Here is a 14,261-nt window from a genome sequence, read left to right as displayed (position 1 = left end):
ATGGCATCGGTGAGTTTCGAGAAAGCGACGCGACGCTATCCGGGCGCCGAGCGGCCCGCCCTGGACGCACTCGACCTCGACGTCGGGGACGGCGAGTTCGTCGTCCTGGTCGGGCCGTCCGGATGCGGCAAGACGACATCGCTGAGAATGGTCGCCGGCCTCGAGACGGTGGATTGCGGGCGGATCCGGATCGGCGAGCGCGACGTCACACACGTCGACCCCAAGGATCGCGACATCGCGATGGTCTTCCAGAACTACGCGCTCTACCCGCACATGACCGTCGCGCAGAACATGGGCTTTGCGCTCAAGATCGCTCGGATGCCCAAGCAAGAGATCCGCGAGCGAGTGCTGGACGCGGCGAAAATGCTTGACCTGCAACCGTATCTGGATCGCAAACCCAAGGACCTCTCGGGTGGGCAGCGCCAGCGGGTGGCGATGGGGCGCGCGATCGTGCGCCGCCCGCAGGCCTTCCTGATGGACGAGCCGCTGTCCAATCTCGACGCCAAACTGCGGGTGCAGACCCGCAACCAGATCGCGGCGTTGCAGCGACGGCTCGGCACCACCACCGTCTACGTCACCCACGACCAGGTCGAGGCCATGACCATGGGCGACCGCGTCGCGGTGTTGCGTGACGGTGTGCTGCAACAGTTCGCGCCGCCTCGTCAGCTGTACCGCAACCCCGACAATGTGTTCGTGGCGGGCTTCATCGGGTCGCCGGCGATGAATCTGTTCACCCTGCCGGTATCGGATTCCTCAGTATGGCTGGGGGATTGGCGCATCTTATTGCCACGAGAAGTCAGTGGGGCGGCGGGCGAGGTGGTGGTCGGCGTCCGGCCCGAACACTTCGAGCTGGGCGGACTCGGCGTCGAGATGGAGGTCGACGTCGTCGAAGAGCTGGGGGCGGACGCCTATCTGTACGGCCGGATCACCGGTTCGGGCAGCGTGGTCGATCGGCCGGTCGTCGCGCGCGCCGACGCACGCCGCCCACCGGAGAAGGGCAGCCGCGTGCGCCTGCATCCCGAGCCCGGTCACCTGCACTTCTTCGGCCCGGACGGTGGCCGGATTGCGTGAGCAGCGGCGGGCCACACACCGGAGGTCGTCGCCGGTGGGGCTAGGGTGGCGGCCGTGAGCACGACGCCCGTCGACCTGGTCTGCGAGGGCGGCGGTGTGCGCGGCATCGGGCTGGTCGGGGCGGTCGACGCCCTGGCCCAGGCCGGCTACCGGTTTCCCCGCGTCGCGGGAACCAGCGCGGGCGCTATCGTCGCGTCGCTGGTGGCGGCGCTGCAGGCCGCCGGCGAGCCGATGTCCCGGCTCGCGGAGATCATGCGCAGCATCGACTACCGAAAGTTTCTCGACCGCAACCTCATCGGGCGCGTGCCGGTGATCGGCGGGGGATTGTCGCTGCTGGTGTCCGACGGCGTGTACCGCGGGGCGTACCTCGAACAGTTGCTGGCCGGTCTGCTCGGCGACCTCGGTGTGCGCACCTTCGGCGACCTGCGCACCGGCGAAGAGCCCGACCAGTTCGCCTGGTCGCTGGTGGTCACGGCCAGCGACCTGTCCCGGCGCCGGCTGGTGCGCATCCCATGGGACCTCCGCTCCTACGGTCTGGACCCGGACCGCTTCCCGGTGGCGCGTGCGGTGCACGCCTCGGCGGCGATCCCGTACGTGTTCGAGCCCGTCCGCGTCGCGGGTGCGACCTGGGTCGACGGGGGTCTGCTGTCCGACTTTCCCGTGGAGCTCTTCGACCGGCCCGACGCCCAGCCTCGCTGGCCGACCTTCGGTATCCGGTTGTCGGCGCGGCCCGGCATCCCGCCGACCCACCCCGTGCATGGGCCGGTGTCGCTGGGGCTGGCCGCGATCGAGACGCTGATGAGCAATCAGGACAACGCCTACATCGACGACCCGTGTACCGTTCGGCGGACCATCTTCGTGCCGGCCGACGAGGTGAGCCCGATCGACTTCGACCTCACCGCGCAGCAACGTGACGGCCTCTACTCGGGCGGATTGCAAGCGGGAAGGCAGTTCCTGCAGACGTGGGACTACGCGGCCTACCTCAAGGCGTGCGGCTCCCCGCCCACCACCCCGACACGGTCGATGTGATCGAGAAGATGCTCCAGCACGGCCGCGGGGGCTTCGATCTGGGGCCAGTGGCCGATGTCGTCGCCCAGCATGACCACGTCCGCGCCGGGAATGACCTCCAGATAACGGGCGGCCATGTGACGGCCGGAATTAGGATCGGCGGGCCCGTCGATCAACCGTAGCGGGACCGTCGTGTTCCGCATCGCGCGAACCCACCGATTGCGGTGCACCATGCGGTCATTGACGAATCGGCCGACCTTGTGGGTGACCCGTTTGCCGTCGTTGTACTCGAGGACCTCGTTGAAGATCTGCCGCATCTCCTGCGACGGTTTGGTGTAAGGCCCGAAGAGTTCGTCGACCACACGATCCAGCACCCGCTTGGACAACACGAACCGGCGCATCCGGCTCGCCGCCGTACCCAACGGTGTCTGGGACAACAGAATCTGCGCCGGTCGCGGCGTGTAGACCTCGTTGAACAGGCCGCCGTTGAGCCACGTCAGCGAGTCGATCCGCACTGGCCCGCACGACTGTGTGCCGTCGTCGTGGCGGGTGAGCATTTCCTGGGCGACGGAGTCACCGATGTCGTGGGCGAGTATGTGGCAATGTCGCACCCCCAGCTCGGCCAGCAGCGCCTCGTGCATGTCAGCGTGGTCGTGGACCGAATAGCCGTAGGCGAAGGGCTTGTCCGAGAACCCCATGCCCAGCATGTCGGGCGCGATCACGGTGAATCGGCGTGCCAGCGTCGGCCAGATCGGCGCCCAGTCCCAGGAGTTGAACGGATAGCCGTGGATCAACAGCAGCGGCGGGCCACTTCCTTCGCTTCGGTAGAAGACGTTGAAGCCCAGATAGTCGAAGTGCGCTCCGGCGGCTCGCCACCGCTCGAGTTCTGCGTGCATCCACGAGATGCTAGCTGAGTTCTGAATTCGAACGCAATAGGGTTATGCTGAGCCGTGCGTTATGGGGACCTTGACCGTGAACCGTGCTCGATCCTTCGACCCCTAGGGCTGCTGGGCGACCGCTGGACCCTGGTGCTGCTGCGCCAGGCGTTCGCCGGCGCGCGGCGCTTCGAGGACTTCCACGATCATCTCGGCCTGAGCAGGTCGTTGCTGACGGAACGGCTGGGACGACTGGTCGACACGGGCATCTTCGAACGGCGCGCCTATCGCGACGCTCGCCGAACCCGGCACGAGTACCGCCTCACCGAGAAGGGCATGGACCTGTATCCGGTGCTGATGGCTCTGCGCGCGTGGGGGGACAAGTACATGGCTCCCGACGGGCCTTTCGCGCTCTACCTGCACAGCGGCTGCGGCGGCCGCTCGACTGTGCATCTCGGGTGCGACCGCTGCGGCCGGGAACTGACGGCGCGCGACGTGGAACTCGAATCCGGTCCCGGCCTTCGGGCCCTGCTCGCCGAGGAAGCGTAGAGGTCCCCGCTTTCCTAACGAACCGGTATCGGCGGCGGGTCGCAATGGCGCTCGGCGACAACGCATTTACCATTGCCGCCGTGGTGGATCCCTATGGAACCGATGTCCTGGCCGCGGGGCGGCGAAAGCCGCGCTCGACCGAACGGCCGGCGGAACCCGGGCTGGTGGTCGAGGACGCCGAAAGCGGCTACGTGGGTGCGGTGGTGCGGGTCGAATACGGTCGCGTCGAGCTCGAGGACCGCCACGGGCGCACCCGACGCTTCCCGCTGGGGCCGGGCTACCTGTTGGAAGGCCGGCCGGTGATCCTCACCGCGCCGCGCCGGCGGGCACCCGCCGCCGCGGACCGCACGGCGTCCGGCTCGGTCGCCGTCAAAGGGACCCGCGCCCGGGTGGCGCGGGCCAGCCGGATCTATGTCGAGGGCCGGCACGACGCCGAACTCGTCGCCCAGGTGTGGGGCGAGGACCTGCGCGTCGAGGGTGTGGTCGTCGAACAATTGGGCGGTGTCGACGACCTGGTCGAGATCGTGGCGGAGTTCGCCCCCGGCCCCGGCCGCCGGCTGGGGGTGCTCGTCGACCACCTCGTCGCGGGGTCCAAGGAGGCCCGCATCGCCGACGCCGTCCGACGGGGACCCGGCGGGCCCGACACGCTGGTGGTCGGCCACCCCTATGTCGACATCTGGCAGGCCGTCAAGCCGCAGCGGCTCGGCCTGGCGGCGTGGCCGGACGTGCCGCGCAGCGTCGAGTGGAAGCGCGGCGTCTGCCAGGCACTGGGCCTGCCGCACGCGCAGCAGGCGGATATCGCCTCGGCGTGGCGCCACATCCGGTCCCGGGTGCGCGACTGGAACGATCTCGAGCCGGCACTGATCGGTCGCGTCGAGGAGCTCATCGACTTCGTCACGCAACCGGCCGGCAACTGACCCGCGGCACGCGCGTCCGCCGCGTCGCACCTCCCACCGTCGGCCTCTGGCGGCAGCGCAACTGACCCGTGTGACCTGAGCCGCCGCGGCGCCACGGGCGGCGCGAAAAGATCGGCGGGATTTTATTCGGCCGCTGGGCCGTCCTGGAGTCCGCGGCCTGCTCAAAACGCCGCCGGACGCTGGCGTTTGGCCTGATCACCGGCCCATTACGCGCGTAATCGCCCGCGGCCCGCCATGTTTCGAAGAGGTGATGTTTCGTGTCGGCGGTGTAAATCAATCTTGTCCGCCGTCACGCATCGCGGGTCGCCGAGCACTAAATCCGTGACGACCCAGAAATCGCGAGAAAACGGAGGAAGTACATGACCGACGCGCTCGTCATCGACGCCCAGGGGCTCGACCGGCTGTCGTGTAATGCCAAGGCGAATCCCGAAACCGGCAAGAAGACCCTCAAAGCGAAGACGGTGTGTGAAACCGGCTTCCGCAACATGACCTACGTCCGCGACCTGGCACCGATGCTGGTGGGCGAGCCACCGGCGCTGCTGGGTGACGACTCGGCGCCCAACCCGTCGGAGACCGCGCTGGCGGCGCTCGGGTCCTGTGTGTCCGTCGGCCTGCTGGCCAACGCCACCCACCGCGGCGTGACCCTGACCAAGATCGAGGTCGAGATGGAGGGCGACATCGACATCTCCGCCGTGTGGGGCGTCGGCGACACCCCGGACGGAAAGCGCCTGGGCTTCAGCGCGGTCCGCTGCACGGTGACCCTGGCCGGCGACGCCGACGATGCCACCCTCAAGGAGATTCACGACAACGCGATCGCGTGGTCGCCCGTGGTGAACACCTTCAGCAACCCGGTAAGCGTCGGCTCGACGCTGGTCACCGGCTAGACATACCGGCGGGAAGTCAACCGTGACAAACACATTGAGCAAGGCCGACCTCGCGGAGGTCATCAGGCGCGCCCGTGCCCGGCACGGCGTCAGCTGGGCGAAGATCGCCGAGTCGATCGGCAAGGACCCGGTGTGGACGGTCGCGGCGCTGCTCGGTCAGCACCCGCTGTCGTCCGCCGATGCGGCAACCGTGGCGTCGCTGCTGGGGCTCGACGACGAGGCCGTCGCCGTGCTGCAAATGATGCCCTACCGCGGATCTGATGACACGATGGCAAAAGATCCGACGATCTACCGGTTCTACGAGGCGCTGGTGGTCTACGGCCCAGCGATCAAAGAACTCATTCACGAGGAATTCGGTGACGGCATCATGAGCGCGATCAACTTCCAGATGAGCGTCGAGCGGCGCCCGGATCCCGGAGGCGACAGGGTGGTCGTCACTTTCGACGGAAAGTTCCTCGATTACGCATGGAAACACTCCGCCGTACAGGCTGAGGAGGTAGTCAAATGACGGCGACGATCGATCCCGCGGCGAGTCGGCTGGATATCGAACTCCTGGAGGACATTCGGTCCCACGCAGGCGCGCTGGATCGTGGCGATGACCACTCCCGGCGCAGCTTCACCGCGCTCGGCGCCGCCGGCCTGCTCGGGGTCGGCGCACCCGGCAATGCCGACGGCAGGCTCCGCGACATGGCCGACGTGATTCGGCAGATCTCCGGGGAATGCATGAGCACCGGGTTCTCGTTGTGGGCACACCGCATGGCCGTGGAGTACTTGCTCACGGCGGCAACACCGTTGGCAACCGACACCGCCACGGCGTTGCTCGCCGGCACCACACTGGGTGTCACGGGCATGGCTTCGGCGTTCAAGGAGGCGGCCGGCTGCGGCAGCCTCGACCTGACCGCGACACCGGTTCCCGGCGGCTACGAGGTGTCCGGCGCTATCAGGTGGGCCAGCAACCTGTACCCCGATTCGATCATGGTGACGGCGGCGCGCACGGAGGCCGGCGAAAAGTTGATCATGGCCTTGCCTCTGGATGCGCCGGGGGTGGTGCTGGGTGATCACTTCGACCTGTTGGCGATGGGCAGCACCGCCTCGTCGTATCTGAACCTCAAGGGCGTCCGCGTCGGGTCCGAACAGGTCTTGTCGGAAGATTTCGACGGCTTTCTGCAGGCGGTCCGGCCCACCTTCCTCGTCCTGCAGTCGGCGATGTGCCTGGGGCTGACCAGGACCGCCGTCGAGCAGGCGCGGCTCGGGCTCAGCGGGGTCAACGCGGTGTTCAGCGCCGACGTCGACCGCATCGCCGAGAAGCTCGCCTGCGCCGAGGCGACGTTGGTGAAGTTGGGGGTGGCGGTGGGTGGGCCCCAGTCGCCCACCAAGCGGGAGCTGCTGTCGTTGCGGCTTGCCGCGGCCGAATTATCAAGTGCAAGCGCTGATCTGGAGATCCGCTGCGCCGGCGGCAAGGGTTACGCCAGCAGGACGGCGGCGAGTCGGCGCTACCGGGAGGCGGCGTTCATCCCGGTGCAGTCGCCGTCGGAGGGGCAGCTGCGCTGGGAACTGGCCCGATGTGCCTGAACCGCAGTCGGTGGTGACTCCGGTGGCGGTGCCACCGGAGCACACCGAATGTGAATGCCTGGTCGGCGGTGTCCCGCTGGCCACCCTCGTGCGCGACTTTCACCGTCCCATGGTCAATTTCGCCCGCACGATGGTCGATTCGGCGACGGTGGCCGAGGAGGCCGTACAAGAGGCCTGGGTGCAGGTGCTGAAGTCGCCGGATTCGTTCGAGGGGCGTTCCTCGGTGAGCACCTGGCTGTTCGGAATCGTCAAGAACACCGCGTCGCGCCACCGGCGCCGCGAGTCCCGGATCCGCGATCACGAGGTGCTGGCGGCCTCGGACGCCGAGGCCACCGACCCGCTGTCGGGCCGGATGCATCCGGCCGGCCACCCCGACGCGGGTCACTGGAGCGCGCCCCCATCGCGGCGCTTTCTGCCCGAAGACCAATCCGTGGAGAGCGAACTCGTCGAGTACGTGCGTGCGGCGCTCGAGAACCTGCCAAAACGGCAGCGGCAGTTGGTTATTCTGCGCGACATCGCCGGCACCTCCGCCGAAGAGGCGGCCGAGATACTCGAACTGTCCGCCGAGGCGCAGCGCGCTCTGCTCTACCGCGCCCGGGGAAACCTTCGCAACGAATTGGAAAAGCGGTATCGACGATGACCGTTCACGACAACACAGTGCCGGCGATCGACTGCGTCGATTTCATCCGGCTCGTCGACGACCTCGTCGACTCCGATCCCCAACAGTGGGGTGCCATCGTGGTCAAGCACCTCGACGAATGTCCCCCCTGCCTGGTCTATCTGCAACAGATGCTCGACCTCAAGGTCCTGCTCAACCACGTCTTCGACGGGGAGAAGCTCAGCGACGAGCACATCACGGGGGTCATCACCGCCATCAACACGTTACGGAAAGGCGAGAGCAAATGACGATCCACACAGAGGCGCCAACGCTGGAAAGCGAAGGACGAAAGCAGAACTCGCCCGATACCGTGTCGCGCGCCATCGGTGGCGACCCCATCCCGGAGGATCCCTTCGAGCCGCTCAGCATCGGCGCGATGGTCGACAGGGTCGCCGCCATGGCGGTGGAGAAGGCCGCGCATCCCTGGGCCTTCCTGGTGCGGTCGCTGGTGGGCGGCGCGATGGTGGCGTTCGGCGCGCTGCTCGCGCTGGTGGTGAGCACCGGAGTGAAGATTCCCGGCGTCGCGAGCCTCTTGATGGGCCTGGCGTTCGGCATGTCGTTCGTGCTCATTTTGGTATCGGGCATGTCGCTGATCACCGCGGACATGGCCGCCGGCTTCCTGGCGGTGCTCAAGCGGACGATGAGCGTGGGTGGGTACGCATTCCTGGTGATCGTCGGCCTCATCGGCAATATCGTGGGCGCGCTGGTGTTCGTCACCGTCTGCGCCGTCGCGGGGGGCCCCTACCTGGGCGCGTTCGCCGAACGGGCGGCGGCCGTCGGCACCGTCAAGGCGGGCCAGCCGTTCGTGACGGCGCTGCTACTCGCCGTCGTGTGCACGTGGTTCCTGCAGACCTCGATGTGCATGTTCTTCAAGGCTCGCAGCGACGTCGCCCGGATGACGTTTGCGTTCTACGGACCGTTCGCGTTCGTCATCGGTGGCACGCAGCACGTGATCGCCAACGTCGGCTTTCTCGGATTTCCGTTGCTGCTCCACCTCTTTCACCCCATGGCGCCGCGTGGCACGATCGGCTGGGGTTTCGGCCCGCACGGCTTGCTGACCGACATCGCCATCACCAGCCTGGGCAATCTCATCGGCGGGACGCTGTTCGTGGCGCTGCCGTTCTGGGTGATCGCGCGGTTGCAACGGCACCGAATCTGAACAGTACCCGACGATTTCGTTACGACTCGTCGAACTCGTGCTCGCGAAGGTCCTCCGTACCCGCACTTAGGGACTAAAGCCTCACTACCGGTGAGCCCCTTGTTTATAGCGTCGGTGTTGATGGAGGGAGACCGACATGTCAACACCTGACAAAGCGCGCGGCATCATCGTCGCGGTCGACGGTTCGCCGGCAGCCAATGCCGCCGTCGTATGGGCGGCCCGAGACGCGGCGATGCGAAACGTTGCACTGACCGTCTTCGGAGCCGTGGTGACCCCTACCGCGACCTGGCCACCGATGGCCTACCCGGAGGCATTGGCGGTGCGGCTGGAGGATGAAACCAAAAAGGCCGTCATGCACGCCATGAAGATCGCCGAGGAGGCGATGCCCGCGGAGCACAAGGTCACCGTAAACAGGGAGCTGGTCTTCGCCAGCCCCGCGCCGGCCCTGATCGAGATGTCCGACGAGGCAGAGATGATCGTCATGGGCACCTCGGGTCGCGGGCTGCTGGCGCGCGGAGTGCTCGGTTCGGTCAGCGCCACGGTGGTGCGGCACGCCATGTGCCCCGTCACGGTGATCCACGACGAGGACCTGCCGGACTTGCAGCACGCTCCCGTGCTATTGGGTGTCGACGGCTCACCGGCCTCCGAACGCGCGACGGAGATCGCGTTCGACGAGGCGTCGCGCCGCGGCGTCGACCTGGTCGCATTGCACGCGTGGAGTGACGTCACAACCGAAGTTCCCTCACTGGACTGGGCGACCGTCGAGGAGGAGGCGCAGCGCAGCCTCGCCGAGAGCCTCGCGGGCTGGCAGCAGCGCTACCCCGACGTGACGGTGCACCGGGTGGTGGTGCGGGACCGGCCGGCGCGCCATCTCATCGACGCGGCCGAATCCGCCCAACTCGTCGTCGTGGGCAGCCACGGCCGCGGCGGCCTCACCGGCATGCTGCTGGGCTCGGTGAGCAACACGTTGCTGCACTCGGTCCGCATACCCGTGATGGTCGCGAAGCCTGCGTCGGCCTGAGCCGTCACGCCCGCACGGTGCGGGCGGCCCATGCTGCCGGGCCGGCGACGTCACGCCCGGCGCACGCGACCGTCCGGTCGGGACGCACCAGCGCCGCCGTCGCCCGGCCCCGCCGCAACCACGCCTCAAGCGCACTGCCGGGGCCGGCGATGTGCACGATCACCCCGCGCCGGCGCAGGAGCGCCTCTTCGTCGGCGCCCGGACGCACGACGGTGATCAGCGCGAAGCCCGCGCCCAAGGCCTGGTCGGTCCGACGGCCGTCGGGGTGCACCACGTTCGGACACAACGTGCCCGCGAGGCTGCCGGGCCGGCGCGAACGGCAGACCAGCGCCGACGGGCGCAGCGCCGGTGTGGTGGAATCGACCACCTTGGCGCGCAGGCCCGGGATCAGCCGAAGCCGGGGTAGCAGCGCCCGCCGCGCCGCATTGCCCGCCCTGCCGCCACCGGTCATTGCCAGGCCGACGCCCAGCGCGAGCCGGATCATGTGCCGGGCGTGGGGCTTACGTTCTGCCTCATAGCTTTCCAGCACGTCGGCCATGAGAGTGCCGTGGTGAACCCCGGCGATCTTCCATGCCAGATTCGCCGCGTCGCGCACCCCGGCGCCCATGCCCTGCCCGACGAACGGGGGAGTGAGGTGCGCGGCATCTCCCAGCAGGAAGACGTTGCCGCGGCGCCACCGGTCGGCGATCTGTGCACGGAACGTGTACTCGGCGAGGCGCAGCAGTGTCAGTTCGCCGTTGCGCACGTCACCCACCCAGGGCGCGATCAGGGCTCGCAAGGCGTCCAAAGAGCCGAAGCGGGCGGCGGTTTCGTGGTCGAGCAGCCGGAACTCCCACCGATAGCGGGCGGGGCCGATGCGCATGTAGGTGGCGGCCCGAAGCGGGTCGCACACCTGATGCACGCCGTCCCACTGATGCAGATCCGCGCCGGTCTCGATGTCGACGACCAGCCACCGCTGCTCGAACCTCATGTCGCGCATGGCCGCCCCGATCGCGGTGCGGACGATGCTGTTGGCACCGTCGCAGCCCAGCACGTAGTCGGCACGCACCCGATGGGCGCTGCCGTCGTGCCGGTCGACGAAGGTGACCAGCAGCCCTTCTCGGCCTCCGGCGGCCTCGAGGACCTCGGTGACGTCGGTGACTTCGGCGTTCCCGCGCAGCCGCGCGCACGGGTAGCGCTTGAGGTTCGCCCGCAGCAGGGCCTCGAGCTCGGGCTGGTCGAACATGTTGGCCTGCGGAAAACCGTTCGGACTGCGGCCGGGATCCCGGTCGAACTCGGCGAGGACACGAAATCGCTTGTCCAGCAAGCGCAGACCCAGCGTGGGCCGCGAGATCGCCGCGAACTCGTCGGCGATGCCGAGGCGGGCGATCACGCGGTACACCTCGTCGTCGAGGTGCACGGCGCGCGGCTGCGGACACACCTCGGGCCAACGGTCGAGGATCAGGCAGTTCACGCCGTGCTGCGCGAGCAACGTGGCGGCGACGACGCCGGTCGGCCCGGCACCGACGATGACGGCGGCGACGTGCTCGGCGGCGGCGACCGTCATGCGAATCGAATTGTGGCGCGCGCAGTTCCGAGGTCGATGGCCCCGTCATCGGTGGCCACCGACGCCTCGACGACGTCGCCGTCCCGCAGGTATTTCCGGTTGCCGGCCTGGCGGGCGAAGAACGCCTTCCACTTCAGCGCCGGCGGCATGAGGTTGCCGATGATCTGCACCGGCTTGGGTGGGGCGCTCAGGGCCGTGCCCGCAGGGGTGCCGGTGAGCACCAGATCGCCTGCGGCGAGTTCCTGGAACTGGGTCAGTGCCTGCAGCGCCTGCAACGGCCGGTAAAGCATATCGCCCTCCACGAGTGCGTTCTGGCGCTCGTCGCCGTTGACGCGCAGGCGCAGTCGCAGGTCGCCGAATCGCTTCAACTCGTCGGCGTCGAGCAGCACCAACTCAGGGCCGACCGGGGTGAAGGTCGGATACGACTTGGCCTCGTAGAACTGCGTCTGCGGCAGCTGGATGTCGCGGGCGGAGATGTCATTGGTCACCACCAGCCCGGCGATGAACTCGCTCAGGTTCGCGTCGGAGATGCTGGTACCCACCGGGATCGCGCGCCCGATGACGAGCCCGATCTCCACCTCGTAGTCGAGCAACGCGACGTGCTTGGGTTTGACGATGTCGTCGAAGGGGCCGTTGATCGACGCCGATGCCTTGCGGAAGAAGGTGAGCGGTGTCGACGCCGGGTCCATTCCGGCGTCTTTGACGTGCGACTCGAAGTTCGTCATCTGGGCGATCACCCGGCACGGCCTGGTCACCGGCGAGACCAGGTTCAGGGCGTCGACGGCGACGATCTCGTGGTCGCCACCGTCGCGCGTCGCGGCATCGATCGCGGCCCGGTCGGCCAGCAGCGCGGCGGTGCTGGCGGCCGCGGTCGCGATTCGCACGGCCCCGGAGGGAGTCTTGAGCCACCACGCATCGGCGGTGTGCAGCACGGAGAGTGTCATGAAGTGGGTACTTTCATTAGTCCGATCAGACGGTTGATGTCGAATTCGTTGCTGTCACGCAGCGCGCCGATGACCGAGACCAGTTCATGGCGCACGGATCTGAGGCCGGTTCCAAGAAAATCCTTGGTCGCGGGCGGCCCCCACTGCGCGAGCCCGGACGCGGTGAAGGGTGCCCAGCCGGGGGCGACGCTCGCGTCGAACAGGTCGCCGTCGGTGAAGTGCTCGACCAGAAAGCCGTCGGGATCGCGCCAGTAGTCGAAGATCTGGCTGCCCTGGATGTGCCTGCCGATACCCCAGGACCGCGAATAGCCTCCGGCCCTGAGGTATTCGCCGCCGGCGGCCAGGGCGTCGAGGTCACTGACCTGATACGCCGAGTGGACGTAGCGGTTGGCCGGGCCCAGCGCCATCGCCAGCGTGTGGTGGTCGGCGGGCGTCGAGCCTTGATCGCACCGCATGAAGCTCATGGTCGGCCCGCGGTCGCGCTGGCCGGGGAAGTACAGGAAGTCGCTGACGATCATCCCGAGGTTGTCCAGATACCAGTCCAGCGCCTGCCGATACCTCGTCGACTGCACCACCAGGTGGCCCAGGCGTTGCACGCGGGCCGGCACCCGCGCGGGACGCTGGGCGGCGTTGGTGCGCTGCACCTCGTGCCCGAAATTGAACGAGTGCGGCGGTTGATCGGGCAACTCGGGCAACTCGTGCATGCCGGCGACGACGCGCACCCTCATGCCGCTGGGGTCGACGAGGTCGACCGACAGCCCGCCGATGTGGTCCGGCAACGGCCCCGCGGTGGCGCCCGATCGCTCGGCCAACCGCACCACGTCGGCTTCCTCACGGGCGCGAAAAGCCGCGGCGTGCATGCGCGTCCGCGGCCCCCGCCGCACGAGCACGCACGGCGCACCCGCGCGGGTGCCGCGCAGCAGGAGTTCGGCGGGGCCGCGCCGTGCCGTCTGGAAGCCGAATGCCCGCGCGAACGCCTCGGCGCGCGTCAGGTCGGGCTTCTCGAATTCCAGCCACGCGATGTCGGCGACCCTGATCACCGGGTTGCGCGACCGGCCCGGGTGTTCGCCGGCGAGCGCTCCCTGCTCGCTGTGCAGATCCCGATGGGTGCCTTGCGTCGCGGTCATCGTCCCTCTCCTAGAAACTGACGAAATCGTCACATATTCGGCGCCGGCGCGTCAAGAGTTCTGACGAAATCCTCAACAGTGGGGCATACTGCTACCCATGAGCGCAATGCCCGACGGCCCCGGCCCGCCGAACGGTCTGCAGCGGCGCAGGCTGCGGACCAGGGCCGCACTCGTCGAAGCCGCGCAACGGCTGCTTGCCGAGGGCAGGACCAATGTGCCGATCCTGGAGATCACCCGCGCCGCGGACGTCGGGATGGGGTCGTTCTACAACCACTTCGACAGCAAGGAACAGCTGTTCGAGGCCGCGGTCGTCGACGTGCTCGATGCGCACGGGGCGATGCTGGACCGGCTCACGGCGCCGTTCGACGACCCCGCCGAGGCGTTCGCCACCAGTTTCCGGCTGACGGGCCGGTTATTTCGCCGGCGCCCCCGCGAAAGCGAGATCCTGCTGGCCAACGGGCTCGGCCTGTTGTCGTCCGAGCGCGGCCTGGCGCCGCGGGCGCTGCGTGACATCAAAGCCGGCGTCCAGGCGGGCAGGTTTCGTATCGACGACCCCGAACTTGCCCTGGCCATGGCCGGCGGCGCGCTGCTGGGCCTGGGAAAGCTGCTGCGTGACGACCCCGATCGCGACGACGGGCGGGCCGCCGACGCCGTCACCGAGGACCTCCTGCGACTCTTCGGTCTCACCACGGACGAGGCCCGCGCGGTCTGCTTACGGCCCCTGCCCGACGGCGTCTTCGACGAGAGCTGAGTCGAGTCGGTCCAGTGCGCGGTCGCGGTTGATTGCGAGCTGATCAACGCGAGATGGGTGAAAGCCTGCGGGAAGTTGCCCACCTGGTCACCGGTCGCGCTCACCTGTTTGGCGTAGAGGCCGACGTGATCGGCATAGGTGAACATCTACTCCAGGGCGTCCGTGCCGACCAGCGCGCA

16 protein-coding genes are annotated in these 14,261 nt (G+C 68.2%); 12 read left to right on the top strand and 4 right to left on the bottom strand.

The genetic code is table 11. The features are described from left to right. Together G6N48_RS05335 and G6N48_RS05330 are read left to right on the top strand one after the other, a co-directional pair. Entirely contained in the window at window positions 1–1,071 is a 1,071-nt protein-coding gene (locus tag G6N48_RS05335) for an ABC transporter ATP-binding protein (protein WP_085268755.1), read from the top strand. Between the two features lie 45 nt (window positions 1,072–1,116). After that, window positions 1,117–2,100, top strand: a complete 984-nt coding sequence (locus G6N48_RS05330; RefSeq protein ID WP_139825728.1) for a patatin-like phospholipase family protein — start codon at window positions 1,117–1,119, stop codon at window positions 2,098–2,100. Here G6N48_RS05330 and G6N48_RS05325 read toward each other — a convergent pair. After that, window positions 2,049–2,975 carry an alpha/beta fold hydrolase gene (locus tag G6N48_RS05325; protein WP_085268756.1) on the bottom strand — a complete coding sequence of 309 codons (927 nt, stop codon included), beginning with the start codon at window positions 2,973–2,975 and terminating at the stop codon, window positions 2,049–2,051. The genes G6N48_RS05330 and G6N48_RS05325 overlap by 52 nt on opposite strands. A 54-nt stretch (window positions 2,976–3,029) precedes the next feature. Here G6N48_RS05325 and G6N48_RS05320 point away from each other — a divergent pair, with 54 nt between their 5' ends. The 9 genes from G6N48_RS05320 to G6N48_RS05280 all read left to right on the top strand — a co-directional run bounded on the left by G6N48_RS05320 (window position 3,030) and on the right by G6N48_RS05280 (window position 9,714). Further along, window positions 3,030–3,503, top strand: a complete 474-nt coding sequence (locus G6N48_RS05320; RefSeq protein ID WP_085268757.1) for a winged helix-turn-helix transcriptional regulator — start codon at window positions 3,030–3,032, stop codon at window positions 3,501–3,503. Between the two features lie 80 nt (window positions 3,504–3,583). Then, window positions 3,584–4,420, top strand: coding sequence for a DUF3097 domain-containing protein (locus G6N48_RS05315; RefSeq protein ID WP_085268830.1), 837 nt, complete (start codon window positions 3,584–3,586; stop codon window positions 4,418–4,420). Between the two features lie 359 nt (window positions 4,421–4,779). Next, entirely contained in the window at window positions 4,780–5,304 is a 525-nt protein-coding gene (locus tag G6N48_RS05310) for an OsmC family protein (RefSeq protein WP_085268758.1), read from the top strand. Window positions 5,305–5,326: 22 nt separating this feature from the next. Continuing rightward, the gene (cynS, locus tag G6N48_RS05305) at window positions 5,327–5,812 is read left to right on the top strand and encodes a cyanase (protein ID WP_085268759.1); all 486 of its coding nucleotides are present in this window, start codon (window positions 5,327–5,329) and stop codon (window positions 5,810–5,812) included. Then, window positions 5,809–6,876 carry an acyl-CoA dehydrogenase family protein gene (locus G6N48_RS05300; protein WP_085268760.1) on the top strand — a complete coding sequence of 356 codons (1,068 nt, stop codon included), beginning with the start codon at window positions 5,809–5,811 and terminating at the stop codon, window positions 6,874–6,876. The genes cynS and G6N48_RS05300 overlap by 4 nt, the downstream gene beginning before the upstream one ends. Before the next feature lie 10 nt (window positions 6,877–6,886). Further along, window positions 6,887–7,516: an RNA polymerase sigma factor gene (locus G6N48_RS05295; RefSeq protein WP_085268831.1), complete on the top strand. Its 630-nt coding sequence runs from the start codon at window positions 6,887–6,889 to the stop codon at window positions 7,514–7,516. Then, a complete protein-coding gene (locus tag G6N48_RS05290) occupies window positions 7,513–7,782 on the top strand; it encodes a hypothetical protein (RefSeq protein ID WP_085268761.1) in 270 nt (89 codons plus the stop codon). Before G6N48_RS05295 ends, G6N48_RS05290 begins: the two co-directional genes overlap by 4 nt. Next, window positions 7,779–8,693, top strand: a complete 915-nt coding sequence (locus tag G6N48_RS05285) for a formate/nitrite transporter family protein (RefSeq protein WP_085268762.1) — start codon at window positions 7,779–7,781, stop codon at window positions 8,691–8,693. The genes G6N48_RS05290 and G6N48_RS05285 overlap by 4 nt, the downstream gene beginning before the upstream one ends. A 136-nt stretch (window positions 8,694–8,829) precedes the next feature. Beyond that, window positions 8,830–9,714 carry a universal stress protein gene (locus tag G6N48_RS05280; RefSeq protein WP_085268763.1) on the top strand — a complete coding sequence of 295 codons (885 nt, stop codon included), beginning with the start codon at window positions 8,830–8,832 and terminating at the stop codon, window positions 9,712–9,714. 4 nt (window positions 9,715–9,718) lie between these two features. Here the strand turns inward: G6N48_RS05280 and mhpA are convergent, their stop codons facing one another. The 3 genes from mhpA to G6N48_RS05265 are packed head-to-tail and all read right to left on the bottom strand — an operon-like array spanning window position 9,719 to window position 13,331. Further along, window positions 9,719–11,260, bottom strand: coding sequence for a bifunctional 3-(3-hydroxy-phenyl)propionate/3-hydroxycinnamic acid hydroxylase MhpA (gene mhpA / locus G6N48_RS05275; RefSeq protein ID WP_085268764.1), 1,542 nt, complete (start codon window positions 11,258–11,260; stop codon window positions 9,719–9,721). Then, window positions 11,257–12,204, bottom strand: coding sequence for a fumarylacetoacetate hydrolase family protein (locus G6N48_RS05270; RefSeq protein WP_085268765.1), 948 nt, complete (start codon window positions 12,202–12,204; stop codon window positions 11,257–11,259). Before G6N48_RS05270 ends, mhpA begins: the two co-directional genes overlap by 4 nt. Beyond that, on the bottom strand, window positions 12,201–13,331 hold the full coding sequence (locus tag G6N48_RS05265) for a VOC family protein (RefSeq protein ID WP_085268766.1): 1,131 nt from the start codon (window positions 13,329–13,331) through the stop codon (window positions 12,201–12,203). The genes G6N48_RS05270 and G6N48_RS05265 overlap by 4 nt, the downstream gene beginning before the upstream one ends. Window positions 13,332–13,428: 97 nt before the next feature. Here G6N48_RS05265 and G6N48_RS05260 point away from each other — a divergent pair, with 97 nt between their 5' ends. Beyond that, window positions 13,429–14,082, top strand: a complete 654-nt coding sequence (locus tag G6N48_RS05260) for a TetR/AcrR family transcriptional regulator (RefSeq protein ID WP_085268767.1) — start codon at window positions 13,429–13,431, stop codon at window positions 14,080–14,082. Window positions 14,083–14,261: the final 179 nt, after the last annotated feature.

The organism is Mycobacterium parmense, from assembly GCF_010730575.1.
GTDB classification, from domain to species: Bacteria; Actinomycetota; Actinomycetes; order Mycobacteriales; family Mycobacteriaceae; genus Mycobacterium; species Mycobacterium parmense.
This window is presented reverse-complemented; position numbering and strand designations above follow the sequence as displayed.